Below are 25,961 nucleotides of genomic sequence, written 5' to 3' on the forward strand. Positions count from 1 at the left end.
ATCATGCAAATGACAGAAGTGACCTATGCGGACGCCATCCCGATAGACAGCTATGGCCCCGGGTTCTTCCGCATCGGCGGAGAGGTGATCGAAGGCGGGGCTGTGATCCATGCCAAAGGCGCGCGCAGCTGGGCAGGCTATGAGGATGCGCAGGCGGTGTTGGCGCTGGCGGAAGAGATCGATTTCATCCTGATGGGCACGGGACCCGACATGGCACCGGTTCCAGCCGCCTTTCGCGAAACGCTGGAAGCGGCGGGCATCGGCGTGGAACCGATGGCTTCACCGTCGGCCTGTCGGACCTACAATGTTCTGGTGAGCGAAGGACGCCGTGTTGCGGCCGTCCTCCTGCCGGTCTGAGGGCCGCGGCGGGGCGTGCAACGTACGGTGCGTTTACATCTGCGCTGAGTGCGGGAACCGAAACCAACACCACCGCGATACAGCCGCAATACCGACGCGATACAGACGGGCGATTTTGGCTGCGTCAAAAGGTTACTCTTTTGCCATCGCAGAAAAGCGGTTAGATGCAGCGTCATGACTTTGCGCGTAAAAGATGTCAGCGTGGCGCGTGGTGGCGTGGCCGTTCTGGAAGGGCTGTCCTTTGAGGTGGCACCCGGCAAGGGGCTGATTCTGAAAGGTCCCAATGGCGTGGGGAAGACAACGCTTTTGCGCACGGTGGCCGGGTTGCAGCCCCCCTTCAAAGGCACCGTTGAAGCGCCCGAAGAAAGCATCGCCTATGCGGCCCACAGCGATGGTTTGAAGGCCATGCTGACGGTTGAGGAAAACCTCAGGTTCTGGGCGGAAGTCTTTGGTAAGTCAGACATTTCCGCCGCCATCGAAGGGTTTGATCTGGTCGAGTTGCAAGGCCGTCTCGCAGGCAGCCTGTCGGCTGGTCAAAAGCGCCGCCTCGGGCTGGCGCGCCTGTTGGTGACAGGGCGTCCGATCTGGATTTTGGATGAGCCCACCGTGTCTCTGGACACCGCCTCTGTGGCGCTGTTTGCCAAGGCGGTGGAGCGGCATTTGGCCAGCGGCGGCAGCGCGCTATTGGCGACACACATCAATCTTGGCCTGTCCGTGGACGTGCTTGATGTCGGCCCGTTCCGCGCAACTGCGTTTGAGGGCGCTATTGCAGGCTATGATGAGGCCTTCTTATGAGAGCACTTCTCCTGCGGGATCTGAAACTGGCCTTCCGCGCCGGTGGCGGCTTTGGCCTTGGCATCGCTTTTTTCCTTATTGTTGTGATACTTGTGCCGTTCTCTGTTGGCCCGGAAAGTGGTCTTTTGACCAAGATTGCCCCCGGTATTCTTTGGCTTGGCGCGCTGCTGGCGTGCCTACTGTCCCTTGACCGTATTCTGGCGCTTGACTGGGAAGACGGCACTTTGGATCTGGTGGCCACATCACCTTTGCCGCTTGAGGCTGTGGTCTCCGTCAAAGCGCTGGCACATTGGCTCACCACAGGGGTTCCGCTTGTGGTGGCTGCGCCGCTCTTTGGGGTGCTGCTGAACCTGCCACCACAAGGATACGTCTGGCTTGTCACATCGCTGGCTTTGGGCACGCCAGCCTTGAGTGTAATCGGCACCTTTGGCGCAGCGCTGACGGTGGGTATCAAACGCGGGGGGCTGCTGCTTTCTCTTTTGATTTTGCCACTTTACGTGCCAACCCTGATCTTTGGTGCAGAGCTGGCGCGCCGGGGCGCTGAGGGGCAGGCCGTGACCACACCGCTGTTGATGCTGGCGGGGATCACCTTTGGTGTCATCGCGCTTTTGCCTTTTGCCAGTGCGGCAGTATTGCGTGTTAATCTGAGATAGCGCTTAGGGTATTTAATCCATATCAAAGCACCTGTGATGCTCTCATGGAAGTGAGGTGCAAAACTCGGCACAGAAAGTTAGGACGACCTCATGGGATCGATCTGGGAATATGCCAATCCGGTGAAATTCAGCCAAACCGTTTCGCGGTTTTTGGCACCTGTTGCCATCGTGGCTGGCGCCTGTCTGGTGATTGGCCTGATCTGGGGCTTTTTCTTTACGCCGGATGACTTTCGCCAAGGCTCCACCGTGAAGATCATCTATCTGCATGTGCCCTCAGCACTGATGGCGATCAACGCCTGGTTCATGATGCTGGTCACCTCGCTGATCTGGCTGGTGCGCCGCCACCACGTAAGCGCCCTTGCGGCCAAGGCGGCAGCGCCTATTGGCATGGTCATGACGGTGATTGCATTGCTGACCGGAGCGATCTGGGGGCAGCCGATGTGGGGCACATGGTGGGCCTGGGATCCGCGCCTGACCTCTTTCCTCATCCTGTTTCTGTTTTATCTAGGCTATATCGCCCTTTGGGAGGCGATTGATGATCCTGACACCGCCGCAGATCTGACGTCTGTCCTGTGCATTGTGGGATCGGTTTTTGCCGTGCTCAGCCGGTACGCTGTGAACTTCTGGAACCAGGGTTTGCATCAGGGGGCGTCGTTTGCGCGGGTTGAGGCGGTCACGGGGGCGGACACCACGGAGAAGGTCTCCAACGTCTTCTTTTATCCGCTGCTGATGTGCATCGCCGGGTTTGTTTTGCTGTTTGTTGCGCTGGTGCTGCTGCGCACGCGCACGGAAATTCACAAGCGCCGCACACGCGCGCTTTTGGCACGGGAGCGCTTGGCATGATGCCGGACCTTGGAAAATACGCTGACACGGTGCTGTCGTCTTATGCGGTTTCACTGCTGTTGATTGCCGGTCTTGTGTGGCTCAGCATCCGTGCGGCTCGCAAAGCCCGCGCGGATCTGGATCAGGTGGAGGCGCGTCGCAATGAGCGCTCGTAAAGTATCCCCACTGATGTTTTTGCCGCCCCTGCTGTTTGCGGGGCTTGCGGCGCTCTTCCTGATCGGGATGCAACGCCAGAACCCTGATGAGCTGCCAAGTGCATTGGTGGGCCAGCAGGCGCCCTCTGCAGAAATGACGCCGCTGGGCGACAAGCCCATGTGGGATGACGCGGCGCTGCGCAGTGGCAAGCCAACTCTGGTGAACTTCTGGGCCAGCTGGTGCGGCCCATGCCGGGTGGAACATCCCAACCTGGAACAGCTCCAGTCCGAAGGGCTCACCATCCTTGGTGCGAACTATAAGGATGTACAGGGCAACGCCTTGTCTTTCCTGAATGAACTGGGGGACCCCTATGAGGCGGTTGGGGCGGACACGGCGGGTCGTATGGCTCTGAACTGGGGTGTCTACGGCGTGCCGGAGACCTATCTGATTGATGGGCAGGGCAATGTGGTGCTGCGAATTGCAGGGCCGGTCACTCAGCGCGAGTTGGACGAGCGTCTGCGGCCCGCGCTGGACAGTTTGAAGTAATCACTCAGTCCAAAAACTTTTGAGAAAGCCCACGCCAGACCGGTGTGGGCTTTGCTCGTTTTGGGGCGTCATTTGGAGATCACATCAATCTGGTCTACCAAAGAAGAGATTGTTTTGAGTGATTTCTTGTGGAGTAAGCGTGATGCGTTTTGCCGCCTATAACATCGAACATTTTGACCGCGCCTTTACCAATCAGAACGTGCCTGAGCCGGATCATAAGCGTCAGAAAAAGGATCCGCTGCCGCAGATAGAGGCAGTGGGGAAGGTGCTTGCAGAGATTGATGCGGATTTGATCGGGATCACTGAGGCCCCCAACACGGCCAGCAGCGCAAATGCCGTGAAATCCACCGTGGCCTGTCTTGAGGCTTTCGCAGCGCAGGCGGGCTTGCGCGCGCGCAAATGTGTGTTTGGGTTTAACGCCGGCACCCAGGAAATTGCGGTGCTGTATGATCCGGACAGTCTTGATGTGACACATAAGCCGAGCGGCACCGCTGGCAGCAAAAAGAGCCCCAGGTTTGATGAGCCGTTTTTATATGATGCGGATGAGGATGGGCTGCAGGAGCTGCACAAACATGATCGCCCACCCTTGGAGGTGCATGTAGAGCGCAAGGATGGCGGTGCGCCGATGGATCTGTTTGTGGTGCATGCCAAATCCAAGGGCATCTTCAACAGTGTGGATTTGGTGCATCTGGAGCGCACGTCGCGCAGGAACCGCCTGCGTCTGTTTGCTCAGGCGGCCTCTATCCGGGAGCGCGTTGATCGGCTGATGGTCGATGATGCGCGGGTGATGGTGATGGGGGATATCAATGATGGTCCGGGCATGGATGAGCATGAGGCGAAATTTGGCCGCTCTGCCGTTGAGATCATCATGGGAGATCTGTTTGAGCCGGATAAAATTCTGCGCTGCTACGCCGGGCGGCCAAAATGGAAGCGGTTTGGCTGGGAGCCGTCCACCACGCGGTTTTTTGACCAGATCACCGAAGACCCTATCAATGCGATGATTGATCTGATCATGACCAGCCAATCTATCAAACCGGCGGGTGACGACGCCTACAGGATTTGGAACCCTTATGAAATGTGGACGAAGAAGCAGCGCGAGACAGCTGAAAACAAAGCTCTTTTTGAGGCGTTGACTTCGGCGAGTGATCACTTCCCGGTCAGTTTTGATTTTGACTGAGATGGAATAAGGCCCCTTTGGCGGGGCCTTATCCGTTTTGTTTCAAGCCTTGGCGAGGTTGCGCAGCACATAGTGCAGCACGCCGCCGTGTTCGATGTATTCAATCTCCGGTGCGGTATCGATCCGGCATTTGAGCGTGATGGTTTTCTCTGTGCCGTCCGCATAAGTGATGTCGCACGGCACCTCTTGCAGCGGCTCAACGCTGTCCAATCCGGTGATTGTCACGCTCTCTTCGCCGGTCAGACCAAGCGTCTTGCGGGTGTCATCTCCGGTGAATTCAAGAGGGATCACGCCCATACCCACCAGATTTGAGCGGTGGATGCGCTCAAAGCTTTCGGCGATGACCGCCTTCACACCCAGTAGGGCCGTGCCCTTTGCCGCCCAGTCGCGAGACGATCCCGCGCCGTACTGCGCGCCGCCAAAGACCACCAATGGCGTGCCATTGGCCTGATGGGCTATCGCGGCCTCATAGACCGAAGTTTGCGCACCGTCTGGGCCTTTGGTGTAGCCGCCTTCGACCCCATCGAGCATCTCGTTTTTGATACGGATGTTTGCGAAAGTGCCCCGCATCATGATCTCATGGTTGCCACGGCGCGAGCCGTAGGAGTTGAAGTCCCGCGGCGCAACTTGGCGGTCGGTCAGATAGGTGCCTGCCGGTGTTGACTGGGCAAAGGATCCTGCGGGGGAGATATGGTCCGTTGTGACCATGTCACCGAGCATCAACAGAACTTTTGCGCCTTCAATATTGCTGATGGTGCCGGGCTCTGGCCCCATGCCCTGGAAGTAAGGTGGGTTTTGGATGTAGGTGGACGTCGCAGGCCAGTCATAGGTTTCCTGTTGCGGCACCTCGACGCCTTGCCATTTCTCATCCCCTTTGAAGACATCGGCATATTTGGATTGAAACGCCTCGCGGGTCACCGTTTGTTGTACGAGGTCGGCAATCTCCTGTGTGGAGGGCCAGATGTCTTTGAGGAAGACGTTGTTGCCGTTCTGGTCCTGCCCAAGTGGATCGGAGGTCAGGTTGATGTCGAGCGTCCCGGCGATGGCATAGGCGACCACGAGGGGCGGGGAGGCAAGGTAGTTGGCGCGCACATCGGGGCTGATGCGGCCCTCAAAGTTGCGGTTGCCAGACAGCACTGAGGTCGCCACCAGATCGCCTTCAGCAATGGCGTCGCTGATCTCTTTCTGAATCGGGCCGGAGTTGCCAATACAGGTGGTGCAGCCATAGCCCACAAGGTTAAAGCCAAGCGCGTCGAGATCCTTTTGCAGATCGGCGGCTTCCAGATAGGCCGATACGACCTGAGAGCCGGGTGCAAGCGAGGTTTTCACCCAAGGCTTGCGGTTCAGGCCCAGAGCGGCGGCCTTGCGCGCCACAAGCCCTGCGCCGATCATAACATAAGGGTTGGAGGTGTTGGTACAGGAGGTGATGGAAGCAATCACAACCTTGCCGCTTTCCATCGTGTAGCCTTCACCTGCGACAGCCACCTCTTTGCCCATTGGGCGCTTGAAGGTCTCCTCCATTTCGCGGCGGAAGGCGGTTTTGCCGTCGCTCAGCGCGATATAGTCCTGCGGTCGTTTCGGGCCGGAGATTGCTGGCACGATCGTGCCCATATCCAGATGCAACGTGTCGGTGTAGATCGGCGCGTAGTTCTCATCACGCCAGAAGCCGTTTTCTTTGGCATAGGCCTCCACCAGCGCGATGCGGTCTTGGTCGCGGCCGGTGTTGGTGAGGTAACGCAGGGTTTCGCCGTCAATCGGGAAAAAGCCGCAGGTTGCGCCGTATTCCGGTGCCATGTTGGCAATCGTGGCACGGTCCGCCAGGGGCAGGCGGTCCAGCCCGTCGCCATAGAACTCGACAAATTTGCCGACCACACCTTTTTCGCGCAGCATTTCAACGACCTTCAGCACAAGGTCCGTGCCGGTGGTGCCTTCCATCATTTCGCCGGTCAGTTCAAAGCCGATGACCTCCGGGATCAGCATGGAAATCGGCTGACCAAGCATCGCGGCCTCAGCCTCGATCCCGCCAACGCCCCAGCCCAGAACCGCTGCGCCATTGACCATGGTGGTGTGGCTGTCTGTGCCAACCAATGTGTCCGGATAGGCCACCTCATCGCCGTTTTGATCCACATCGGTCCAGACCGTCTGAGCGAGATATTCGAGGTTCACCTGATGGCAAATTCCGGTGCCCGGAGGCACGACGCGGAAATTGTCGAAGGCAGTTTGTCCCCATTTAAGGAAGGTGTAGCGCTCCATGTTGCGCTCATATTCTCGGTCCACGTTCATTTGAAACGCGCGAGGATTGCCAAATTCGTCGATCATCACCGAGTGGTCGATCACCAGATCAACAGGCACCAGCGGGTTGATTTTGGAGGCGAACCCTTTGAGGCCGACAATGCCGTCGCGCATCGCGGCGAGGTCAACAACCGCAGGCACACCGGTGAAGTCCTGCATGAGCACGCGGGCAGGGCGGTATGCGATCTCACGCGGGTTTTGCCCGCCATTTTCAGCCCATTCACCAAAGGCTTTAATGTCATCGGTTGAAACCGAAAAGCCGCCGTCCTCAAATCGCAGCAGATTTTCCAGCACCACTTTGAGGGCTGCGGGCAATCTGGAGAAATCGCCAAATCCGGCGTCCTGAGCGGCGGGGATGGAATAAAATGAAATCGATTTGCCGTGTACCGAAAGCGTCTTACGTGCCTTGGCGTTGTCTTGTCCGACAGTGATGGGCATGTTGGCCTCCCTCTCAACATTACACAGGGGTTCGCTACGTAAATTTGTGGCCCATGTGCGACAGGCATTCAAGCTTGCCGCGAGGTTCACCGGCTTCTCGCGAAACCTTGATTGGCAAGTCAGACCATCGCGGCGTAGTAATGTTGCTGGGAAACGCGAAGGGGATAATTGAGACGATGATCCGGACAACAGGCATAATAGCGACACTTTGGCTTTCACTTGCATCCGTTGTTGCTGCAGGAGAGCAACCTGTTGTGGTTGAGCTATACACTTCGCAGGGGTGTTCCTCTTGTCCGCCTGCTGATGCCTACTTGCGCGAACAATTGGCCGCGCGGGAGGATGTGATCGCGCTTGCGCTGCATGTGGACTACTGGGATTACATCGGCTGGAAAGACGAGTTCGCCAATCCGGCGTTCACCCAGCGCCAGCACAGCTATGCGCGTGCAGCAGGCCATCGCTCGGTCTATACGCCGCAGATGATCATCAACGGGCAGGACCATGTTGTTGGTGCGCATCCTAATAAGGTGGAAAAGCTGATTGAGGCGCACAAAGCGGTCTCTTCTCAGGTGGACCTGGATGTGACACGTGATGGGGATGCGATAAGCATCACTGCGTCAACAGACCTGAGCACGCCGATGAATGTGCATGTGGTCCAGTATCGCCCGGCTGAGAAGGTCTCTATCAAACGTGGCGAAAATGCCGGGCGTGTCCTGAACTACGCCAATATCGTGGACAATTGGGAGCAAGTGCGCCGCTGGACGGGGCAAAGCGAACTGGCGATGCGCGTCACCGTTGAGGGCGACGCTCCCGTTGTGGTGCTCATTCAACGCGAAAACGGCGGCCCCATCGAAGCCGCCGCGCGCGTAAAGTAACAGACACTCAGGATGACGTTGGGGAGGATGATTAATCCTCGTCGTCATCCTCGTCGCTGATCAGCTCAATTTCGCCAAGTTCCACCAGCTCGCGCACACCTGTCGTGATTTCCGACATGGCGGCCTCTGCCTCTTTGGTTTTTACCTCGCCGCGGTCGTTGACACCTTCGCGCAGCTGATCCGCCATACGTGCGGACATGTTGTTGAGGATAAACTCTGTGGAGACGCCAAAGTCGCCCTCGGTGGCATAAGCCATGGCGGTGATTAGGCTGCCTTCGTCGAGATCGCGCACCAGACGGGGGATATCCAGCGGCTTCACGCGGGTTGCGATATGCGCGTAGGTGAAGATGCGTCTGCGCACGGCCACGGCAAATTCCGCATCCTGTTCGTCCAGCGATTCCAGCACGTTGTCGCGTGTTGCAGTGGTTGCGTTGTTGAGGATCGCGCCCAGACGGTCTTCGGGGCCTTGCTTGAAGGCTTTGGGCGGACGGTCTTCGATTTGGCAAGCCAGCGTCAGGCCGATGCGGTCCACCGCCTCAGGCGTGATGCTTTCGGTCATCGACATGGCAAAGGTGATGCGGCGGGCCTTGTCGCCAGCCAGTTTGGCCAAAACGGTTGCGGCCTTGTCGACCGGGAGCTTTGACATCAGGACAGCGGAGACCTCGATGCTTTCGCTGTCGACCATATTGATCAGCTCCGGCACGGAGAGTTCTTTGATGCGTGACCATGGGTTGCCGATCATGCGCACGCCAGCCTCTTTGCGCAGGCGTGCTTCGGTCAACGGGCTGATCTGGCCCTGAAGCACGCTGAGCGCTCCGGAAATACCGTTCGGGAAAGAGAGACCGATGGATTCGAGTTCCTGCGCAAATTCCATCAGGACCTCGGCAAGGGTGTCACGGTCGATGTAGCCCATGTCGCCCATCATGTAGGTCAGATCTGCCTGATGGTTGTCTGACAGTTCGGCCAGTGACAGCTCGGCACCCTCATTGAGCAGAAAACGCACGATGATGGCTGCCTTTTGCGGGCGGGTGAGATTGGTTTTGCGCATGCTGCCAAAGCTGGGCATGTCAGCGGCACCACCAAACGGCGCCAGAGGAATCGCACTGCTCATCAATGTCTCCATAGGTCTTGGGGGGCAATGTCCCATTCAACCCTAAAGAAACTCTGAACAACTTACTTAAAGCACCTCGGTTTTTTCCCAAGATTTGAGAACGCCGAGGTGCACCAAGACCAATGGAGGTCGCAAAGGATTTTTGAGGCAAACGTGGAGACACGATTGCCTCATATCGTATCAGTAGTTGAACGTGTCGCCGCTCTGGATCGCTTTGGCCAAAGCGATCTCAGGCCAGCTGCCTTCGCCGCCACGGTCACGGATCTCTTTCAACTGCACACGCGCCAGATCAAGGCGACCGGCTTCGACGTGAGCCTGACCCATGTAGGAGCGCGCCAGGATGTTGTCAGGGTTCTTTGCCAGCGCTTTGTTGTAGTAGCGCATGCCTTCATCCACATTGCCCAGACGGCGGTGGGTGAAGCCCCAGTAGGTCAGAACGCGGTCAGCGTTTTGATCTGACATCATCGCCAGCAGTTCCTGTGCCGCCGCATTTTCACCGGCATACGCGAGGCTGCGCAGGTTCTCAAAATAGTCCTCATCGGTCAGCGAGCTGTCTTGCTGCACAACGCATTTGCCAGCGCTTTCGCTGTATACCTTGCCGCTGCTGCAATGCACGGTTTTGGGTTTGGGTGTAGAAGAACCGCTCCCAGCGGCCCAAACAGGTCCAGCCACGGCAAAAACGGCGAGTGACGCGACTGCGAAGGATTTGACCAACATCATTCTTTCTCCAAAAAATCTCTGTGCTTAGCAATACGCTAGCACGTGGTATTAAGATGTCGTAATCACAGGGCTGTCAGTTCAAATAAAATTCAAAAAAGGCGTGGCCATGGGCCACGCCTTTGTGATTTTCAGGTGACTTCTGGTGTCTTAGTCTTTGAAAACACGCGCGAAAATCGTGTCGACGTGTTTGGTGTGATAACCCATATCAAATTTCTCTTTGATACCGTCCTCACCCAGTGCCGCCACAACATCGGCATCCGCCAGAAGCTGTTCCTGGAAGTCCACGCGCTCTTCCCAGACCTTCAATGCGTTGCGCTGCACCATAGCGTAGGCGTCTTCACGGCTGACACCTGCTTGGGTCAGAGCGAGAAGCACACGCTGAGACATCACCAGACCCGGGAACTTGTTCATGTTTGCCAGCATGTTTTCCGGGAAGATCAGCATTTTGTCGACCACACCGGCCAGACGGTTCAGTGCGAAGTCGAGAGTGACAGTCGCGTCCGGGCCAATGCCGCGCTCAACCGAGGAGTGGGAGATGTCACGCTCATGCCAGAGTGCCACGTTTTCCATGGCCGGGATCACGGTCATGCGCACCAGACGGGCCAGACCAGTCAGGTTTTCGGTGAGAACCGGGTTCTTCTTGTGCGGCATCGCGGAGGAGCCTTTTTGGCCCATGGAGAAGAACTCTGCGCCTTCCAGCACCTCGGTGCGCTGCATGTGGCGGATTTCTACGGCGATGTTCTCAATGGAGCTGGCGATCACGCCCAGCGTGGCAAAGAACATGGCGTGGCGGTCGCGTGGGATCACCTGTGTGGAGATCGGCTCTGGTGTGAGGCCGAGCTGCTCACATACGTGCTCTTCCACGGCCGGGTCGATGTTGGCAAAGGTGCCAACCGCGCCGGAGATTGCGCCGGTGGCGATTTCTTCACGCGCCTGCTGCAGACGGGCCTTGTTGCGGTCCATCTCAGCGTAGAAGCGCGCAAATGTCAGACCCATGGTGGTGGGCTCTGCGTGGATACCGTGGGAGCGGCCCACGCGCAGGGTGTCTTTGTGCTCAAACGCGCGTTTTTTCAATGCGGCCAGCACTTTGTCCATGTCGGCGAGCAGAATGTCTGCGGCACGTACCAGCTGTACGTTCAGGCAGGTGTCCAGAACGTCAGAGGAGGTCATGCCCTGATGCACAAAGCGGGCTTCTTCGGAGCCCACATGCTCTGCAAGGTGGGTCAGGAAGGCGATCACATCGTGTTTGGTGACGGCTTCGATTTCGTCGATACGGGCGACGTCGAATTCGACGTCTTTGGCTTTCCAGACGGCATCCGCGTTTTCCTGCGGGATCACGCCCAATTTGGCTTGCGCGTCACAGGCGTGCGCCTCGATTTCGTACCAGATGCGGAACTTGGTTTCAGGCGACCAAACGGCGACCATCTCGGGGCGGGCATAACGCGGGATCATATCTCAGCCTTGTTTGTTAGCGTGGGGTCGAGCGTCGTTTAGACGTCAGAGCGCAAAACAGCAAGGGACGTGGTTTTGCGATGCGCATTTAGCTTGTAATTGCAGCACACTAAGTGTGCTATTACGCGAAATTTTGAAGGAGGCATTTATGAAAGCTTGGTCCAGCCTTGTTGTATGTGCTGCGGTGGGCGTGTTGTCCTTGCTGCCGCAGGTTGCACTTTCCGACACAGAGGTTGTCTATGCAGACGCCGGGCGCAACGTGTTTGAAGTCACTGTGCCTGATTTTTGGACATTGCGCGTGGGCGGAGAACGGGAAATCACACCGTCAGACGATGACGCGCTGCGCCCGATTGCGCGTGTCTTTGGATTGTCGCCTGAGCTGGAGAATGGCGTCTGGGTTGGTCTGATGTCGCCGCCGCAGCTGCGCGGGCTTGAAGATGCCAAAGATTATGCGCAGAGCCTCAGCGGACAGCTTGCCAAAACCACTGAGATCACCGGCACAGAAAGCCGAGAGATCGCGGGCTATCCTGCCTTTGTCGTTGAGGGCACGGGCCGCCGCGATGGGCGCCCAGTGCATTTCTCTGCGGCCGTTCTGGAGTTGCCGCGTGATCGCGTGGTTGTTGGGCTGACCGTGCTTGAGAAAGGGTATGACACCAGCGCATTGAGCGATGTGAATGCCATTTTGCAATCCATTCGGGCACGCTGAGGGAGGTTTGACATGACAAAGAAACGCTCTTTGAAAATGATTGCCGGCCTCGGTTTGGCGGGGATGCTTCTGGCGGCTTGTGAAGGTGGCGGTGGCTATGTCAGCACCGGTGTCTATTACGACAGCATGTTGTGGAACGACTACTACTACCACGATCACCCGGATCGCCCTGACAGGCCGGACCGGCCCGAGCGCCCTGATCGTCCAGAACGCCCGGTTCATCCGATTGCACCTGCGCCGCCTGTGGCCCGGCCGCCAGTGGCGCGCCCACCGGTGGCTCGTCCTCCGGTTGCGCGTCCGCCCGTGGGACGGCCGCGACGCTAAGTCGCTGCCGACAAGGCCGGTTCTGCCAGCGTTGTGCGCACGAGTGAGGATTGTTCCAGCGTGCGGTGCACCGGGCAGCGGTCAGCGATTTCCAGGAGCCGCTGGCGCTGTTCGGCGCTGAGGTCGCCCTGAAGGTGGATGGTTCGGGAGAACGTATCCACCTTTTGACCGGCCGGAGCCTCGGCGTCTCGCGCATGGACCTTGTCGTGGCTGACGTCGACCCAAACATGGGTGAGGGGCCAGTCTTTGCGCCGCGCATACATGCGGATGGTCATTGAGGTGCAGGCACCCAGTCCGGCGGAGAGGAACCCATAAGGCGTCATGCCTTGGTTGGTGCCGCCATAGGCCAGAGGCTCATCCGCAAGTGCGTGATGGGCAGGCCCTGCATTCACATCCTGCAAAAAGCCGTTTGGATCAGCTTCTGCAACGCGCACGATGCCTTCGGGGGCACCGGGCGGCGGGGCAGGCGGGCGCAGTTGCAGGTAGCGACCTGCCCAGGAGGAAATCACTTCCGCCGCATATTCCGCGTCTTTGGGATCGGAGATCAGGTGATCCGCGTCGTCCAGTGTCACAAAGCTCTTGGGGTGTTTGGCCGCCTCAAAAATTCGCGCGGCATTTTCGATGCCCACTGTGCTGTCTCGTGGGGCATGCAGCACCAGAAGCGCCTGATTGAGCTCGCGGATACAGGGGGCGATGTTCTGCGCGGAGATGTCTTCCAGAAACGCTTTGGTGATCTGGAAGGGACGTCCCGCAAGGCTGACCTCGGCTTGGCCTTGCTGGTCAATTTCTGTGACCGCATCGCCAAATTGATGGCTGACATGTTCCGGCTCAAACGGGGCGCCCAAGGTGACGACCGCTTTGGAGCTGGCAATCCGCGTGGCGGCCTTGAGGACGGCCGCACCGCCTAGGCTGTGGCCGATCAGCAGACTTGGCGCCATGCCGCGGCTTTCCAGATAGGCCGCTGCCGCTTCAAGGTCTGCGACGTTGGAGGAGAAATGCGTGTTGGCAAACTCCCCTTCTGAATGTCCGAGGCCGGTAAAATCAAACCGCAAGACCGCAATGCCCATCGCCGCAAGACGCGAGGCGATGCGGCGGGCGGCTGGGATATCTTTGGAACAGGTGAAACAATGGGCAAACAGGGCTGTGGCCAGATGTGGGCCGTCAGGCAAATCAAGGCGGGCGGCAAGCTGATCGCCACCGTGGCCGGGGAAGGTGATGCGTTCGATTGGCATGTGGTATCTCCAGAGAGCAGTTGCCTCTCAATGTGTGGGCGCAAAGCCGCCTATAAAAGGAAGATTTCGTTTGGTCACAGGAAGGTGACTTTGTGCGAGCGAACAATTTTGGTGCCCAGCCGACTGATGGTGATTTTGAGCGTGCTTCCGAGCCTGTGATTGGATAGCAAGACGCCATGCAACCTATTCTACAGAAACAGATTCCTTATGATGCGCTGGCGCAGAAGCCTCTGCCGGGTATTGCGCCGCTTGAGCCTGCGGACTGGCTGATATTTGATGACGCTTATGCGGCGCAGATGGCGTTGCGCTGCGCACTTTTGAAACAACGCCCGGATGAGGTGGCTTGTCTTGCGCCTGAGGCTTTGCCCGCGGCGCAGGAGGCCTTGCGCGTAGTGCTGGATTGCCTATCGCAGCGCGAGGACTTTGGTGTTTCTGAAAAAGTGGTTGTTTGTCCGGATGGGCGCGAGGTGGCGTTGGACTGGAACCAGCCCCTGATGAGCCTGGGTCAGATCATTCAGGAGGACATCTGTCTGCTGCAAAAACAGGGGGATGAGCATGTGCTTACCGGCGCGGTGCTTTGTTTCCCTGCGAGCTGGACACTGGCGGAGAAGTTTCAGAAGCCGCTGATCGATATCCATATTCCGGTGGGTGAATATGACGCCAACATCGCGAAACGTGTGCAGCGTTTGTTTGATGGCGTGCGCGCCGGGCGTCCGCTGTGGCGCAAGAATGCGCTGTGGTATGATGATCCCACGTTGTTTACGCCACGCTCAGAAAACGCACCGCGCGATCCGGTGCCGGCAAAAGCAGGGGCGTATCTGCGCTCGGAACGTCAGAGCATCCTGCGTCTGCCTGAGAGTGATGCGGTGATTTTCTCAATCCACACCTTTGTGGTGCGGCGCGAAGATATCCTTTAGCGCGCCGCAGCCAGATTTCGCTGGCAGAGCCAAGATCAGACCTTGGCGCGTTGCAGCATGCCAAACAGATCACGCGGATCATCCGGATCTGCAAGCATATCCAGATCTTCGTGGAATGAGGTCTCCGCCACCTTGTCGCGGATGTAGCGTAGTGCTGAGAAATCCTCGATTGCAAAGCCTACACTGTCAAACAGAGTGGTCTGGCGCGCATCGCGGCGACCCTGTTTTGCGCCTGTGATCACCTGCCAGAGCTCGGTGACGGCAAAGTCCTCCGGCATCTGCTGGATTTCGCCCTCGATGCGGGTCTGAGGCGGGAATTCCACAAACACGTCGGAACGCTCCAGAATGCCTTTGGCCAGCTCGGTCTTGCCGGGGCAGTCTCCGCCAATTGCGTTGATATGCACACCTGCGCCAACCATGTTGTCGCTCAGGATTGTGGCGTATTGTTTGTCTGCGGTGCAGGTGGTCAGGATCTGCGCACCTTCGATCGCTTCTTCCGGTGAAGAACAGCTGACAACGGTCAATCCGCTGCCTGCAAGATTGGCTGCGCATTTTGCCGTTGCCGCCGGATCTTTGTCATAAAGGCGCACGGATTTTACACCCATGATGGCCTTCATGGCGAGCGACTGGAACTCGGACTGCGCGCCGTTTCCGATCATCGCCATGGTATCAGTGTCTTTTGGTGCCAGATACTTAGCGGCCATTGCTGAGGTGGCTGCGGTGCGCAGGGCTGTCAGAATGGTCATTTCCGTCAGCAGAACCGGATAGCCGGTGTAGACATCAGCGAGCAGACCAAAAGCGGTTACGGTCTGCAGCCCTTCGGCGGTGTTCTTGGGGTGACCGTTGACATATTTGAAGCCGTAGGCCTCACCGTCAGAGGTCGGCATGAGTTCAATCACGCCGACGTCAGAATGGCTTGCCACGCGGGGTGTTTTGTCAAACTGCTCCCAGCGGCGAAAATCTTCTTCGACATAGCGTGTGAGGTCGATCAGCACCTGATCGACGCCGATGTGATGCACAAGCCGCATCATATTGTCGACGGAGACAAAGGGGACGAGGGCTTTTTCAGAAGGTTGGGACATATGAGTGTGGCTCCGTCAGAGAGAAGAGGGGCGGACCGGTCCGCGAAAGTTAAGAAAAGCTTCGGGTTGGGCGATCAAAGACCCGCCGACCGAGTGCGGAGGCGGCAAGATCGACCATCAGCTTGGCGGTGCGCCCGCGTTCATCCAGAAAGGGGTTCAATTCGACCAGATCCAGCGAACTCAGCAGCCCGCTGTCATGCAGCATCTCCATGACCAGATGGGCCTCGCGCACAGTGGCACCGCCCGGTACGGTCGTGCCCACGGCTGGGGCTACGGATGGGTCCAGAAAGTCCACGTCAAGCGACACATGCAGCAGGCCCTTGCTTTGGGACACATGCTCAAGAAAGGCTGCCAGTGGTCGGGCAATGCCGTTTTCGTCGATATCGCGCATGTCGTGGCGGCGGATTTGTGTGGCTTGCAACGTCTCGCGTTCTGCTGCATCCACCGAGCGCAGGCCGATCATGCAGATGTTTTCTTCTGGCACGGGGTTCTGCACAGCCGGGAAGCCGTCAAACCCGTCACGCCCAGCGAAGTAGGCCACGGGCGTGCCGTGAAGATTGCCACTGTCACTGCTTTGAGGTGTGTGAAAATCGGTGTGTGCATCCAGCCATAGCACAAACAGTGGACGGCCTTCTTTGGCGGCGTGATTGGCAACACCGGCAACCGTGCCAGCGGACAGACTATGATCCCCACCCAAGAAGATGGGGAAGCCACGCGCGCAGGCTTCCTCTGCCGCAGCGGTGAGGCGCTCGGTCCAGGCAATGGTTTCATTGAGCGCATAGGGTGCGCCTTCTGCCGCTTCGCCAGTAAAAGCGCGTGGCGCGAGATTGCCGAGGTCTTCGACCGCATGCCCGAGATCCTCAAGGCTTTCACGCAGGCCAGCCGTGCGAAAGGCATCCGGCCCCATCAGGCATCCACGGCGGCGTTTGCCGCTATCCACCGGCGCGCCGACCAACAAACAGGTCTTTTGTGTCATTTGCTCATCCATTTGACGCTATTTCTCGGAAGATGTTTCCGAAATGAATTGATTTACACCCAGCAATTTGCACATAACGCGAAGAGATTGTTCAGATTGGAATGTGGAGTTGTCGAAATGGATGATGTGGATCGTAAGCTGATTTCGGCATTGCGCAACGATGCGCGCGCCTCTTTGTCTGATCTGGCGATCACGCTTGGCGTCTCGCGCACCACAGTACGAGGGCGGATTGAACGCCTGCGTCAGCGCGGGGACATCGTCGGCTTTACGGTGGTCTTGCAAGACGACATGAAAAGCGATCCGGTGCGCGGGCTTATGTCTATCGGGATTGAGGGCAGGGGGACAGACCGAATTGTGCGTCACCTCACCGGATTTACGCCAGTGCGCGCCATTCACAGCACCAATGGCCGTTGGGATTTGATTGTGGAATTGGGAACCGAGACTTTGGCGGAGCTTGATGACGTGCTGGCCCAGATACGGCGTCTGGATGGGGTGGCCACCAGCGAGACCAGCCTGTTGCTCTCCACCCGGAAGGCCGGGTGAAGATTGGATACTGTCGGGTCAGGCTGTGCGCTTGACCGCCCAGAGCCAGATCAGGGCGGCGCCAAGGGACAGGAGGGCGTTGTAGTTGGCCATGGACAGACCAAACATCTGCCACGGGATTTCGTCGCAACGCACCAAAGGCGCGGACATGATCTGATTAAAAAGATCGTCGGCGCTCATGCCTGTGATGTCACCGCTGGTGCAGGTTGAGGGGCCTTCCCACCAACCGCGTTCCACACCGGAGTGAAACAGGCCGATCAGGCCGGATGCCGCCGCGCCCATGGCGGCCACGTAGGCCAAGAGTGTCATGCCTGAGAGGGCTGCCAAAGCTCCGGCACCTGCTGCCAACCAATGCGGGTAGCGCTGGTAGTAACAGAGCTTGCAGGGGGCAAGCCCGCCAATGAATTCAAAAGCCCAAGCCCCAAGGACCATGCTGACCGAAAATCCGGTCAGCAGCAGAAAGACATGTTTTTGCGTCATTATTATAGGTATCTCACCACCAAGAAGCCGCCAAAGAGCAGCACAAGAAAGACGGTGGTTACGAGGCCAAGGCGGTTCTCGATGAAGTCGCGGATCGGCTCACCAAATCTGCGCAACAGACCTGCAACCAGGAAGAAGCGGATGCCACGCGCCAAGATCGACGTTGCGATGAAGGTGCCCATAGGCATGCCGGTGAACCCCGACATAATCGTGATGACCTTGTAAGGGAAGGGCGTGATGCCCGCGCCCAGCACCGCCCAGAACCCGAAGTCGTTAAATCGCGTTGAGAACTCTGCCACAGCGTCCGCTTTGCCGAGAGACATCAAGATCGGCTCGCCAATCTGTTCAAAGGCAAAGTAGCCAATCGCATAGCCGAAAATGCCGCCCAACACAGAAGACACCAGCGCTACCAGCGCGATCAGCCACGCCCGAGACGGGGCTGCCAGAATCATCGGGATCATCAGCACGTCGGGGGGAATTGGGAAGATCGAGCTTTCGATGAAGCTGACAATTGCGAGCGCCCAGAGCGCGCGGGGATGATCTGCCAGACTCATGGTCCAGCTGTAGAGGCGTTGAAGCATATTTCGGTCTCTTGAGCCCTAGTTTGCACCTTACACTTGCGTAGGGCATCGGGATTGAAGTGCAAGCAAATAATCAACGAATGAGTGCGGTGAGGCCGAATCTGTCGCTGTCATATCTCTGTCAGAAAGTTGCGTTTTGTGGCTGGACCTTCCTGAGAAGCTTGTCTAAATGAAGAGCGTGGCCCAAGTGGCGGAATGGTAGACGCAGGGGATTCAAAATCCGGCGTCAACACACGCGAAAACTCCCCGTAAGTGCAGCTAAAGATACCTAAGTGTCTGTCTCTGCACGTTTTTATTTCTCCAGAAAGCTCCACTTGCGGAGTAAATCTGTAAGTGCAGGTCACCATAGAATGTGACTTGGGTCACCATCCTGCGTCACCTTCATGTCACTTCAAGTCACCCCTCACGTCACCAGTGACGGGGCCTAGTGACCCACCAAATCCAATTAACCCGCATCTGTGCCCTGCCGGTGTCCCCTTAGAGGGAACCTTAAAGGGAACCTTAAAGAGCACCCTAAGAGAGGACTTCTTGATGGAAGCGATCAAACCTCAATCCGACTTGATTCTGCAGCAACAAGAGCTTGAGAACGAAATGACAATGATGGGCGTTGAAGCGTTCCGTCAGAAAACCAAAGGCGCTGTTGAGAAGGGCATCGAAGACAGAACCGTCTACGGTGCATCCCTCCTTGATAACCTCCTCCCGAAGGTGGTGGGTGAACTGGAAGCACTGATCGCTGCACGTAGCGGCGGTAAAGCCGGTCGTCGTGGTCAGGCCTTCAAGTTCCTCAAGCTGTTCGAAGGTCGCCTTGATGCTGCCGCGTTCATCGCGCTCCGCATGGTGATCTCAAGCCTGTCCTCTCAGGATGTGAAGTTCAACACTCTGTCCGTCCGCATTGGCCGCGCCCTCGAAGACGAACACCACTACGGCTCCGTGCGTGAGCAGGACAAGAAGCTCTACGAGTACCTGCGCGACGAGGCCAAGAAGAAGTTCGCAACGCATGTGAAGCGCAAGGTCGTGAACTACCACCTGTCAAAGCGCGGGATGGACAAGAACGAGCCGTGGCCTGAGAAGGCTATCGCTGTGCTGGGCGCGACTGTGGTTGAAGCGATCATCAATACCACGGGTCTGATCGAAAAGAAGACCGTTATCACGTTTGATAAGGGCAAGCAGCGGGTCACCTTCGTGGTCGCAACAGAGGCCACCCGTAAGTGGATTGCGGAACGCTCTGCCTCCGCTGAGGTGATGCGCCCAATTTACGAACCGATGATTGTCGAGCCTGCCGAGTGGTCCTCACCCTACAACGGGGGATACCTGACCAGCCGTGTGCGCCCTGTGCGCTTCGTGAAGACCCACCAGCGTGGCTATCTGCAGTCGCTCGAAGACCTCGATCTCGACGACGTTTACGCCTCCGTCAACGCTGCCCAGCGCACAGCATGGGCCATCAACCCGTTCATCCTGACTGCCCTGAACATCGCTTGGGACAAGGACTACAGCCTCGGTGGCATCCCTCCAAAGAACAACACGGAGGAACCACCAAAGCCTCACGACATTGAGGAGAACGAAGAAGCCCGTAAGGCGTGGCGTAAAGAAGCCCATCAGGTGTTCATGGAGAACCGCGAGATGGACGGCAAGCGCATCGGCTTCCTGCAGACGCTGAACACAGCGAACCGCTACCAACTCTTCCCGGCAATCTACATGCCGTACCAACTCGACTTCCGTGGTCGCATCTACGCGGTGCCACGGCTTAACCCCCAAGGACCAGATTGGATGAAAGCTCTTCTGATGTTCGCGGAAGGCAAACCTCTCGATGAAGAGAGCGCGCACTTCCTCGCCATTCAGGTGGCCAACACGGGTGCCTTCGACAAGATCGACAAGGCTCCTCTCGGCGAGCGCGTCCAGTGGGTCTATGACAATGAGGATAAGATCGTTGCCTGTGCAGAAAACCCCTTCGACAATCGCTGGTGGACCGAAGCCGACTCCCCATATTGTTTTCTCGCTGCTTGTCGAGAGTGGGCAGGGTGGCTTCGTGAAGGTGAAGGTTTCATTTCGCACCTTCCGGTGGCGCTCGACGGTTCTTGCTCCGGTATCCAACACTTCTCGATGGCCCTTGCTGACGAGGTTGGCGGTGCTGCTGTTAATCTGGTCCCTTCGGAAAAGCCTGCCGACATCTACTCGCTTGTGATGGCGCAAGCTATTGAACAAGTGCGCCTAGATGCCTCCACTTGTGGAGATAATCAGGCCGTCGCTCAGGCGTGGCTGCGCTCTGGGCTGCTCAACCGCTCTTGCTTCAAGCGCCCGACCATGACCTATGGCTACGGCTCAAGCCAGTTCGGCTTCCGTGACCAGATCGAAAGCGACACCCTGCGTCCTGTCTACCGTGCATACCAGCGCGGGGAGGGGCCTTGGTATTTCGAGGACAACGGCTTCAAAGCCAGCCTCTACCTCGCCAAGATCACCCAACAGGCTGTGGAGCGCACCGTCGTTAAGGCTGCCGAGTGCATGGCGTGGCTCAAGGACACCGCATCGGTCGTCACAAGCGAGGGCCTTCCGGTACGCTGGACCACACCTGATGGTTTCCCTGTCGTGCAACACTATCGGGAACAGAAGGCGCACCGCGTGGACACCATGATCTTTGGTAGCCGTGTGATGATGACCATCACCGAGGAGGCAAAGGACAAGAACGGGAAGCCAATGGTCTCCCGCCGTAAGCAGGCATCGGGTCTCTCCCCGAACTTCGTTCACTCGCTGGACGCCACCCACCTGCGTATGGCTGTTCTTCAAGCTTCACTTGAGGGCATCAAGGACGTGGCTCTGGTGCATGACAGCTTCGGCACCCATGCGGCAGACACCGGACGCTTCTTCGTTATCCTTCGGGAAGCTCTGGTAACCATGTATACGGAGACTGATGTGATCGCCGACTTCGCAGCACAGATGAAGGGGCAGCTTTCACCAGACAGTCGGGACAAGCTCCCCAAGCCACCCACCCACGGAACGCTGGACCGCGCTGCGGTCATCGACAGTGATTTTGCTTTCGCCTAATTAGCTCCACTTGCGGAGACTATCCGCAGGTGCAACCCAATTAACCCGCAACTGTGTAACACCAGAACCGACCCCGAAAGGTGACCAAATGAACAACCCGAACATGGAACGCACGAGCGCCTCTGAGGTTTGCCCTAAGGCCAAGCCATACCGCGAACGCTCGGTCCACAACCTGCTGTACCTCAAGGCTGCACTTGAACAGCAAGGCGAGCTGGTCCCGACCGATCTGCTGTCCGCTCTCTCGTCTAAAGGCGTCGTCGTCTGACCGCCGCCAATTAACCCGCAACTGTGCTCAACACATTCGGCGACCAAGCCAACACGAATACTGCAAAGGAAAACACATGGCAGACAAGCCCAAGATCGTGAAGATGAACTCCCCACTCGGCACCGCGAAATGGCCGAAGCTGACGGAGCCTGACTATGGCACGAAAGACTACCCGAAGCCCGAGGGCGAATACTCCGTGAAGCTGGTCTTCTCCGAGACTGACCCGAAATTCATTGCCTTCCGCGAGAAGCTCGAAGCCTACATGGGGCCGGTCGAAGCGATGGCCGATGAGAAGTTCGCGGCGCTCAAGAAACCACAGCGTGACAAGCTGGGTAGCCCGACCCGCAACGACATCTTCACCACGATCTACGACGAAGACGATGAGCCTACTGGCGAAGTCGAAATGAAGCTGACCATGAAGGCCAGCGGCGTCGTGAAGAAAGGCCCGCGTGAGGGCAAGAAGTGGTCCCGCAAACCTCAACTGTTCGACGCGCTCGGTCGCCCGATCAAAGGCGAGATCGCCATCTGGGGTGGCTCCGAACTGATCATCTCCTTCTCGTTCACTGAAAGCGGCTACTTCATCCCGGCGACTGGTGCCTACGGCATCAAGCTGCAGCTTGAAGCGGCCCAAGTGGTGACCCTCCGTCAAGGTGGCGAGCGCTCCGCAAGCGACTACGGCTTCGGTGCCCAAGAAGGTGGCTTCGACTCCTCCCAATACGAAGCCCCGAAAGGCGACGACGACGAGGGTGAAGACGAGGGTGAATACAACCACACCCCCGGCGAAGGCGAGGGCGACCCCTCCGGCGCTGACGACTTCTAAACCCACCACCAACTGACCTCTGCATTAGTCCCCTTGGCGAAAGCCTTGGGGGCTTTTTTGCGTTTGGAGATACCTATGGCCCGCATCACCAAGACAGCCGCCGCTCGTGCAAGAGAGCTTGGCTATCGCTCAGGGCTTGAAGTGCGCAACGCGAAGCGCCTCGACGCTGGTGGTTTCGACTACGACTACGAACCCTTCAAGCTCTCCTATGTGCAGCCCGCAAAGCCGCGCACCTACACACCTGATTTTGTGCTGCCGAATGGCATCATCATCGACACCAAAGGACGCTGGGTCACCGAAGACCGGCAGAAGTTCAAGATGATCGTTGAGCAGCACCCCGACCTCGACATTCGCATGGTGTTCTCGAACCCGAACCAACGCATCGGGAAGAACAGCCCCACCACATACGCGATCTACGCAACACGCCTCGGCATTCCGTTTGCGAAGGAGTTCATCCCGCAAGCGTGGATTGACGAGCCGATCAACCAAGCGAGCCTCGACGCTATCGCTAGAATGACATGACTCAACCACTCAAAACCCAACTCACATGGCGCTCGGACCTAGACTTCACTGGTCTCCGTTTCAAGATGCGCGACGAAACCCTCGGCTGTACCGTTCACTGCTCTGCTTCACGTCCTTCTCAGGATTGGGATGCAATCGACGTCGACCGCATGCACCGGCAACGGGGCTGGCTCTGTATCGGCTACCACTTCGTGATCTCCCGCGACGGTGTCATCCATGCTGGCCGTCCCATGGACGCTCGCGGTGCTCACTGTAAACACGGTGGCCGCAACAAGACCCACATCTCTGTCTGCCTCATTGGTGGCGTATCTGAGCGCCCTCAGGAGCACGTTCCGGGCAACCCTTGGAATGGCTCTGACGCAGAAGCCAACTTCACCGACGCTCAGGCAACCTCTCTGGATGGCCTTCTCGACTTCTTGAAGGGAACCTACGGGTTCACCGACGAGGAGATCGAAGGGCACCGCGATGTGAAGGGTGTCCGCAAGGCATGCCCCTCCCACGATGTGCAGCATTTCCTGCGCACCGGAGCCTTCTCGCTCAATTAACCCGCAACTGTGCTCAACACACAACCGCCCCCTTTCCCACGCCGGGATTGGGGGCTTCCTGCTTTTAAGCACCCACACTGTGGAAAGGAAAATCCATGGCGAAATCCCAACTCGATCAGATCAAATCCCACCTCAAGTCAGGCCGCACCATCAGCCCACTTGAAGCTCTTGGCCTTTATGGCGTCTTCCGGCTCGCGGCTCGCATCAAGGAACTGCGTGACAAGGGCTGGCCGATCACGACCGACAATCGCACCGACCCCAACGGCAAGAAATATGCCGTCTACTTCTTGGAAGACAAAGGCACTCACGGTCTGCCTGACTTCGCTCTCCCTGAATGGGCGCAGCGTGGAGACGTCGCATGATCTGGCTCTGCATCTACCTATGGCTCTGCACCGCCGCCGCCTCTCTCATGGCTGTGATGATGGTCCGCCCCGCCAACCGGCGTGACATCGTCATCGCCTTCGCGTTCCCCGTCCTGTTCCCAATCTTCACCATCGCCCGCGTACTGAAAGGCAACTGATATGAAACTCCGCTTCTCCCTTTCCATTGAAAAGCTTGACAACGGCTACCTGATCGCTGGCGGTCGCCACACCGACTACGAGCATCCTCCACACTTCCGCGTTGCAAAAACCATGGGGAAGGCGCGCCAAGAGGCCCGCACCCTGTTGGAAGATTTCCTCCGTGACAACGCTGGCTCCAAGCGCGGACGCCCTGAAACGGAAGCTTTCTGAACCCCCAGAAAGCCCTCTGTCTCCCTTCTCTGACCCTCGCTTCGGCGGGGGTTTTTTCGTTTCAAGGAACAATGAATGTACGACGATTATGAAGACGAAAGCGTGTTCGTGGGGCGGGAGGAGTGTCCCTCCTGTGGTTCGGAAGACAACCTCGCGCGGTACAGCGACGGCCATGCCTACTGCTTCGGCGCATCCTGCGACCACTACGAGCCACCAGAGGGTGGTTCCTCCGCTGGGTCTAACGATACCCCGGCACCAACCCGTAGTCGTAACCTTATCGAAGGAAGCTACGCAGCCCTCAAAGCGCGCAAACTCAGTGAAGAAACAGCCCGACGCTACAACTACCAGATCGGCCTCTTCAATGGAAAGCCTGCTCAGTTGGCTGGGTACACTGACGACAAAGGGAACGTAGTCGCCCAGAAGCTGCGCTTCGCCGACAAGAAAGAAGGCATGCCTTGGGTGGGCGATAAGAAAGGCGTTGGCCTGTTCGGTTCGCACCTGTTCGGAAAGGGCAAGCGTATCGTGATCACCGAGGGTGAGATCGACGCGATGACTGTCTTCCAAGCCCAAGGCTCCAAGTGGCCTGCAGTGTCCCTCATCAACGGCGCTGACGGTGCCCGTAAGGACATCGCCAAGAACCTCGAATACCTGGGCAACTTCGACGAGATCGTTTTGATGTTCGACGAAGACGAGCCGGGGCGTGAGGCTGTCGAAGCTGCCGCTGAGGTTCTGACCGGACACAATGTTCTGGTGGCAACGCTGCCTCGTAAGGACGCCAATGAGTGCTGGGTGAATGGTGAGCAGGACAAGATCGTTCAGGCGATCTGGAATGCCAAACCCTACAGCCCACCTTCGGTTGTCCATGGCGAGGACATTTGGACCCGCTTGAAGAACCGTCCGGTGGTGACCTCCATTCCGTTCCCGCTTTGGATGCCTGAGATGAACCGCAAGGTGCTGGGCATCCGGCTTGGTGAGTTGGACACTTGGACCTCCGGCTCGGGCATGGGCAAGACCACCATGATCAAGCAGCTTCAAGCGCACATCTTCCGCGAGACCGACTACAACCAAGCGATCATCCACCTTGAGGAACCCCTTGAGGACACCGCTGAGAGCTTGCTTGGGGTGTTCATGGAAAAGCGCATGACGCTGCCTGCGGTGCGCGACACCATCACCGAAGAGGAACTGCGTCGGAACTTCGAAGCATACTTCCTCGCGAAGGATGCCAACGGCAACAGCCGCATCTACCTCCATGACGCCTTCGGTTCCATGGGTTCCGACGAGAACCTGATGAACCGCATCCGTTACTATGCCCACGCCTGTGACTGTAAGGTGATCTGGATTGACCACCTGTCGATCTTGGTCTCGGACATGGGTGAGGACGGTGACGAACGCCGCCGCATCGACGCGCTGATGCACAACCTCAAGACCCTGACTGTGGAGCTAGGCATCTACATCGGGCTGATCTCGCACCTCAAGAAGGCAGGCGGAAACACCTCGTTCGAAGAGGGCGCTGCTCCTTCACTAGATGACCTCCGTGGGAGCGGTGGCATCAAACAGCTTTCCAACTCCGTCTACGCGATCTCTCGCAACCAACAGGCCGAGACGGAAGCTGCCCGAAACACAGCACAGGTCCACGTCCTCAAGTCCCGATACACCGGAGACACTGGTCCTGCTGACTTCATCTTCTTCCAGAAAGAGACAGGCACGTTCTGCGCAGGCGTCGATCCAGAGATGGCGGCGGGCTTCGAAGACATGACCTCTCACGCTGCTTCCGACGAGGACGGGAAGGGCGACTTCTAGGCACTTC

30 protein-coding genes are annotated in these 25,961 nt (G+C 57.9%); 21 read left to right on the top strand and 9 right to left on the bottom strand.

Annotated elements, in window-relative coordinates:
* Positions 1-3: 3 nt before the first annotated feature.
* From ACO07T_RS12530 to ACO07T_RS12560, 7 genes are all read left to right on the top strand, one after another.
* The gene (locus ACO07T_RS12530; protein ID WP_209078266.1) at positions 4-357 is read left to right on the top strand and encodes an Mth938-like domain-containing protein; all 354 of its coding nucleotides are present in this window, start codon (positions 4-6) and stop codon (positions 355-357) included.
* A 174-nt stretch (positions 358-531) separates the two neighbouring features.
* A complete protein-coding gene (ccmA, locus tag ACO07T_RS12535; RefSeq protein ID WP_422049691.1) occupies positions 532-1,152 on the top strand; it encodes a heme ABC exporter ATP-binding protein CcmA in 621 nt (206 codons plus the stop codon).
* Positions 1,149-1,805: a heme exporter protein CcmB gene (ccmB, locus tag ACO07T_RS12540; RefSeq protein WP_422049692.1), complete on the top strand. Its 657-nt coding sequence runs from the start codon at positions 1,149-1,151 to the stop codon at positions 1,803-1,805. The genes ccmA and ccmB overlap by 4 nt, the downstream gene beginning before the upstream one ends.
* 90 nt (positions 1,806-1,895) lie before the next feature.
* A complete protein-coding gene (locus ACO07T_RS12545) occupies positions 1,896-2,648 on the top strand; it encodes a heme ABC transporter permease (protein ID WP_209083483.1) in 753 nt (250 codons plus the stop codon).
* Complete coding sequence (gene ccmD / locus ACO07T_RS12550; RefSeq protein WP_209060353.1) at positions 2,645-2,803, top strand: heme exporter protein CcmD; 159 nt, start codon at positions 2,645-2,647, stop codon at positions 2,801-2,803. The genes ACO07T_RS12545 and ccmD overlap by 4 nt, the downstream gene beginning before the upstream one ends.
* On the top strand, positions 2,790-3,329 hold the full coding sequence (locus ACO07T_RS12555) for a DsbE family thiol:disulfide interchange protein (protein ID WP_422049693.1): 540 nt from the start codon (positions 2,790-2,792) through the stop codon (positions 3,327-3,329). Before ccmD ends, ACO07T_RS12555 begins: the two co-directional genes overlap by 14 nt.
* 142 nt (positions 3,330-3,471) lie before the next feature.
* On the top strand, positions 3,472-4,506 hold the full coding sequence (locus ACO07T_RS12560; RefSeq protein ID WP_422049694.1) for an endonuclease/exonuclease/phosphatase family protein: 1,035 nt from the start codon (positions 3,472-3,474) through the stop codon (positions 4,504-4,506).
* A 42-nt stretch (positions 4,507-4,548) separates the two neighbouring features.
* Here ACO07T_RS12560 and acnA read toward each other — a convergent pair whose 3' ends face one another.
* A complete protein-coding gene (gene acnA, locus ACO07T_RS12565) occupies positions 4,549-7,236 on the bottom strand; it encodes an aconitate hydratase AcnA (RefSeq protein ID WP_422049695.1) in 2,688 nt (895 codons plus the stop codon).
* A gap of 176 nt (positions 7,237-7,412) precedes the next feature.
* Between acnA and ACO07T_RS12570 the strand changes: the two genes are divergently transcribed.
* On the top strand, positions 7,413-8,108 hold the full coding sequence (locus ACO07T_RS12570) for a DUF1223 domain-containing protein (protein ID WP_422049696.1): 696 nt from the start codon (positions 7,413-7,415) through the stop codon (positions 8,106-8,108).
* 31 nt (positions 8,109-8,139) lie between these two features.
* On the opposite strand, the gene ACO07T_RS12575 is transcribed toward ACO07T_RS12570, so the two are convergent.
* From ACO07T_RS12575 to purB, 3 genes are all read right to left on the bottom strand, one after another.
* The gene (locus ACO07T_RS12575) at positions 8,140-9,219 is read right to left on the bottom strand and encodes a flagellar motor switch protein FliG (RefSeq protein WP_422049697.1); all 1,080 of its coding nucleotides are present in this window, start codon (positions 9,217-9,219) and stop codon (positions 8,140-8,142) included.
* A 180-nt stretch (positions 9,220-9,399) separates the two neighbouring features.
* Complete coding sequence (locus ACO07T_RS12580) at positions 9,400-9,939, bottom strand: tetratricopeptide repeat protein (RefSeq protein ID WP_247738633.1); 540 nt, start codon at positions 9,937-9,939, stop codon at positions 9,400-9,402.
* Positions 9,940-10,086: 147 nt separating this feature from the next.
* Positions 10,087-11,391: an adenylosuccinate lyase gene (gene purB, locus ACO07T_RS12585; RefSeq protein WP_209083474.1), complete on the bottom strand. Its 1,305-nt coding sequence runs from the start codon at positions 11,389-11,391 to the stop codon at positions 10,087-10,089.
* A gap of 148 nt (positions 11,392-11,539) precedes the next feature.
* Between purB and ACO07T_RS12590 the strand changes: the two genes are divergently transcribed.
* Positions 11,540-12,097: a hypothetical protein gene (locus ACO07T_RS12590; RefSeq protein WP_422049698.1), complete on the top strand. Its 558-nt coding sequence runs from the start codon at positions 11,540-11,542 to the stop codon at positions 12,095-12,097.
* Positions 12,098-12,109: 12 nt separating this feature from the next.
* Positions 12,110-12,421 carry a hypothetical protein gene (locus tag ACO07T_RS12595; protein WP_209060336.1) on the top strand — a complete coding sequence of 104 codons (312 nt, stop codon included), beginning with the start codon at positions 12,110-12,112 and terminating at the stop codon, positions 12,419-12,421.
* Here ACO07T_RS12595 and ACO07T_RS12600 read toward each other — a convergent pair.
* Positions 12,418-13,653: an alpha/beta fold hydrolase gene (locus ACO07T_RS12600; RefSeq protein WP_422049699.1), complete on the bottom strand. Its 1,236-nt coding sequence runs from the start codon at positions 13,651-13,653 to the stop codon at positions 12,418-12,420. The two genes, ACO07T_RS12595 and ACO07T_RS12600, sit on opposite strands and share 4 nt — an antisense overlap.
* A 176-nt stretch (positions 13,654-13,829) precedes the next feature.
* Between ACO07T_RS12600 and ACO07T_RS12605 the strand changes: the two genes are divergently transcribed.
* Positions 13,830-14,570, top strand: a complete 741-nt coding sequence (locus ACO07T_RS12605) for a heme-dependent oxidative N-demethylase family protein (protein WP_422049700.1) — start codon at positions 13,830-13,832, stop codon at positions 14,568-14,570.
* Between the two features lie 35 nt (positions 14,571-14,605).
* Here ACO07T_RS12605 and ACO07T_RS12610 read toward each other — a convergent pair whose 3' ends face one another.
* Together ACO07T_RS12610 and rocF are read right to left on the bottom strand one after the other, a co-directional pair.
* Positions 14,606-15,652 carry an ornithine cyclodeaminase gene (locus ACO07T_RS12610; protein ID WP_422049701.1) on the bottom strand — a complete coding sequence of 349 codons (1,047 nt, stop codon included), beginning with the start codon at positions 15,650-15,652 and terminating at the stop codon, positions 14,606-14,608.
* Positions 15,653-15,701: 49 nt separating this feature from the next.
* On the bottom strand, positions 15,702-16,628 hold the full coding sequence (gene rocF / locus ACO07T_RS12615) for an arginase (protein ID WP_422049702.1): 927 nt from the start codon (positions 16,626-16,628) through the stop codon (positions 15,702-15,704).
* Positions 16,629-16,745: 117 nt separating this feature from the next.
* Here rocF and ACO07T_RS12620 point away from each other — a divergent pair, with 117 nt between their 5' ends.
* Positions 16,746-17,171, top strand: coding sequence for an Lrp/AsnC family transcriptional regulator (locus ACO07T_RS12620; protein WP_209060320.1), 426 nt, complete (start codon positions 16,746-16,748; stop codon positions 17,169-17,171).
* A gap of 18 nt (positions 17,172-17,189) precedes the next feature.
* Here ACO07T_RS12620 and ACO07T_RS12625 read toward each other — a convergent pair whose 3' ends face one another.
* Positions 17,190-17,651, bottom strand: coding sequence for a disulfide bond formation protein B (locus tag ACO07T_RS12625; protein WP_422049703.1), 462 nt, complete (start codon positions 17,649-17,651; stop codon positions 17,190-17,192).
* A gap of 2 nt (positions 17,652-17,653) precedes the next feature.
* Positions 17,654-18,232: a YqaA family protein gene (locus ACO07T_RS12630; protein WP_422049704.1), complete on the bottom strand. Its 579-nt coding sequence runs from the start codon at positions 18,230-18,232 to the stop codon at positions 17,654-17,656.
* 531 nt (positions 18,233-18,763) lie between these two features.
* Between ACO07T_RS12630 and ACO07T_RS12635 the strand changes: the two genes are divergently transcribed.
* From ACO07T_RS12635 to ACO07T_RS12675, 9 genes are all read left to right on the top strand, one after another.
* On the top strand, positions 18,764-21,271 hold the full coding sequence (locus ACO07T_RS12635) for a DNA-directed RNA polymerase (protein WP_422049705.1): 2,508 nt from the start codon (positions 18,764-18,766) through the stop codon (positions 21,269-21,271).
* Between the two features lie 88 nt (positions 21,272-21,359).
* A complete protein-coding gene (locus ACO07T_RS12640; RefSeq protein WP_422049706.1) occupies positions 21,360-21,536 on the top strand; it encodes a hypothetical protein in 177 nt (58 codons plus the stop codon).
* Positions 21,537-21,612: 76 nt separating this feature from the next.
* On the top strand, positions 21,613-22,356 hold the full coding sequence (locus ACO07T_RS12645) for a hypothetical protein (RefSeq protein ID WP_422049707.1): 744 nt from the start codon (positions 21,613-21,615) through the stop codon (positions 22,354-22,356).
* 75 nt (positions 22,357-22,431) lie between these two features.
* On the top strand, positions 22,432-22,878 hold the full coding sequence (locus tag ACO07T_RS12650) for a hypothetical protein (RefSeq protein WP_422049708.1): 447 nt from the start codon (positions 22,432-22,434) through the stop codon (positions 22,876-22,878).
* Positions 22,875-23,423 (top strand): N-acetylmuramoyl-L-alanine amidase, encoded by a 549-nt coding sequence (locus tag ACO07T_RS12655; RefSeq protein ID WP_422049709.1) that lies wholly within the window; start codon positions 22,875-22,877, stop codon positions 23,421-23,423. The genes ACO07T_RS12650 and ACO07T_RS12655 overlap by 4 nt, the downstream gene beginning before the upstream one ends.
* A gap of 95 nt (positions 23,424-23,518) precedes the next feature.
* A complete protein-coding gene (locus ACO07T_RS12660; protein WP_422049710.1) occupies positions 23,519-23,785 on the top strand; it encodes a helix-turn-helix domain-containing protein in 267 nt (88 codons plus the stop codon).
* The gene (locus tag ACO07T_RS12665; RefSeq protein ID WP_422049711.1) at positions 23,782-23,943 is read left to right on the top strand and encodes a hypothetical protein; all 162 of its coding nucleotides are present in this window, start codon (positions 23,782-23,784) and stop codon (positions 23,941-23,943) included. Before ACO07T_RS12660 ends, ACO07T_RS12665 begins: the two co-directional genes overlap by 4 nt.
* 1 nt (position 23,944) lies before the next feature.
* The gene (locus tag ACO07T_RS12670; protein ID WP_422049712.1) at positions 23,945-24,154 is read left to right on the top strand and encodes a hypothetical protein; all 210 of its coding nucleotides are present in this window, start codon (positions 23,945-23,947) and stop codon (positions 24,152-24,154) included.
* Positions 24,155-24,262: 108 nt separating this feature from the next.
* A complete protein-coding gene (locus tag ACO07T_RS12675) occupies positions 24,263-25,954 on the top strand; it encodes a DnaB-like helicase C-terminal domain-containing protein (RefSeq protein ID WP_422049713.1) in 1,692 nt (563 codons plus the stop codon).
* The last annotated feature ends 7 nt before the right edge of the window (positions 25,955-25,961 follow it).

Source organism: Shimia sp. (assembly GCF_965227725.1).
In the GTDB taxonomy this organism is placed as follows: Bacteria; Pseudomonadota; Alphaproteobacteria; order Rhodobacterales; family Rhodobacteraceae; genus Shimia.

What these genes read in the sequence shown, in the direction of transcription:
- ACO07T_RS12530 (WP_209078266.1), top strand. Translation starts at nt 4, where the DNA reads ATGCAAATGACAGAAGTGACCTATGCGGACGCCATCCCGATAGACAGC.
- ccmA (WP_422049691.1), top strand. Translation starts at nt 532, where the DNA reads ATGACTTTGCGCGTAAAAGATGTCAGCGTGGCGCGTGGTGGCGTGGCC.
- ccmB (WP_422049692.1), top strand. Translation starts at nt 1,149, where the DNA reads ATGAGAGCACTTCTCCTGCGGGATCTGAAACTGGCCTTCCGCGCCGGT.
- ACO07T_RS12545 (WP_209083483.1), top strand. Translation starts at nt 1,896, where the DNA reads ATGGGATCGATCTGGGAATATGCCAATCCGGTGAAATTCAGCCAAACC.
- ccmD (WP_209060353.1), top strand. Translation starts at nt 2,645, where the DNA reads ATGATGCCGGACCTTGGAAAATACGCTGACACGGTGCTGTCGTCTTAT.
- ACO07T_RS12555 (WP_422049693.1), top strand. Translation starts at nt 2,790, where the DNA reads ATGAGCGCTCGTAAAGTATCCCCACTGATGTTTTTGCCGCCCCTGCTG.
- ACO07T_RS12560 (WP_422049694.1), top strand. Translation starts at nt 3,472, where the DNA reads ATGCGTTTTGCCGCCTATAACATCGAACATTTTGACCGCGCCTTTACC.
- acnA (WP_422049695.1), bottom strand. Translation starts at nt 7,236, where the DNA reads ATGCCCATCACTGTCGGACAAGACAACGCCAAGGCACGTAAGACGCTT.
- ACO07T_RS12570 (WP_422049696.1), top strand. Translation starts at nt 7,413, where the DNA reads ATGATCCGGACAACAGGCATAATAGCGACACTTTGGCTTTCACTTGCA.
- ACO07T_RS12575 (WP_422049697.1), bottom strand. Translation starts at nt 9,219, where the DNA reads ATGAGCAGTGCGATTCCTCTGGCGCCGTTTGGTGGTGCCGCTGACATG.
- ACO07T_RS12580 (WP_247738633.1), bottom strand. Translation starts at nt 9,939, where the DNA reads ATGATGTTGGTCAAATCCTTCGCAGTCGCGTCACTCGCCGTTTTTGCC.
- purB (WP_209083474.1), bottom strand. Translation starts at nt 11,391, where the DNA reads ATGATCCCGCGTTATGCCCGCCCCGAGATGGTCGCCGTTTGGTCGCCT.
- ACO07T_RS12590 (WP_422049698.1), top strand. Translation starts at nt 11,540, where the DNA reads ATGAAAGCTTGGTCCAGCCTTGTTGTATGTGCTGCGGTGGGCGTGTTG.
- ACO07T_RS12595 (WP_209060336.1), top strand. Translation starts at nt 12,110, where the DNA reads ATGACAAAGAAACGCTCTTTGAAAATGATTGCCGGCCTCGGTTTGGCG.
- ACO07T_RS12600 (WP_422049699.1), bottom strand. Translation starts at nt 13,653, where the DNA reads ATGCCAATCGAACGCATCACCTTCCCCGGCCACGGTGGCGATCAGCTT.
- ACO07T_RS12605 (WP_422049700.1), top strand. Translation starts at nt 13,830, where the DNA reads ATGCAACCTATTCTACAGAAACAGATTCCTTATGATGCGCTGGCGCAG.
- ACO07T_RS12610 (WP_422049701.1), bottom strand. Translation starts at nt 15,652, where the DNA reads ATGTCCCAACCTTCTGAAAAAGCCCTCGTCCCCTTTGTCTCCGTCGAC.
- rocF (WP_422049702.1), bottom strand. Translation starts at nt 16,628, where the DNA reads ATGACACAAAAGACCTGTTTGTTGGTCGGCGCGCCGGTGGATAGCGGC.
- ACO07T_RS12620 (WP_209060320.1), top strand. Translation starts at nt 16,746, where the DNA reads ATGGATGATGTGGATCGTAAGCTGATTTCGGCATTGCGCAACGATGCG.
- ACO07T_RS12625 (WP_422049703.1), bottom strand. Translation starts at nt 17,651, where the DNA reads ATGACGCAAAAACATGTCTTTCTGCTGCTGACCGGATTTTCGGTCAGC.
- ACO07T_RS12630 (WP_422049704.1), bottom strand. Translation starts at nt 18,232, where the DNA reads ATGCTTCAACGCCTCTACAGCTGGACCATGAGTCTGGCAGATCATCCC.
- ACO07T_RS12635 (WP_422049705.1), top strand. Translation starts at nt 18,764, where the DNA reads ATGGAAGCGATCAAACCTCAATCCGACTTGATTCTGCAGCAACAAGAG.
- ACO07T_RS12640 (WP_422049706.1), top strand. Translation starts at nt 21,360, where the DNA reads ATGAACAACCCGAACATGGAACGCACGAGCGCCTCTGAGGTTTGCCCT.
- ACO07T_RS12645 (WP_422049707.1), top strand. Translation starts at nt 21,613, where the DNA reads ATGGCAGACAAGCCCAAGATCGTGAAGATGAACTCCCCACTCGGCACC.
- ACO07T_RS12650 (WP_422049708.1), top strand. Translation starts at nt 22,432, where the DNA reads ATGGCCCGCATCACCAAGACAGCCGCCGCTCGTGCAAGAGAGCTTGGC.
- ACO07T_RS12655 (WP_422049709.1), top strand. Translation starts at nt 22,875, where the DNA reads ATGACTCAACCACTCAAAACCCAACTCACATGGCGCTCGGACCTAGAC.
- ACO07T_RS12660 (WP_422049710.1), top strand. Translation starts at nt 23,519, where the DNA reads ATGGCGAAATCCCAACTCGATCAGATCAAATCCCACCTCAAGTCAGGC.
- ACO07T_RS12665 (WP_422049711.1), top strand. Translation starts at nt 23,782, where the DNA reads ATGATCTGGCTCTGCATCTACCTATGGCTCTGCACCGCCGCCGCCTCT.
- ACO07T_RS12670 (WP_422049712.1), top strand. Translation starts at nt 23,945, where the DNA reads ATGAAACTCCGCTTCTCCCTTTCCATTGAAAAGCTTGACAACGGCTAC.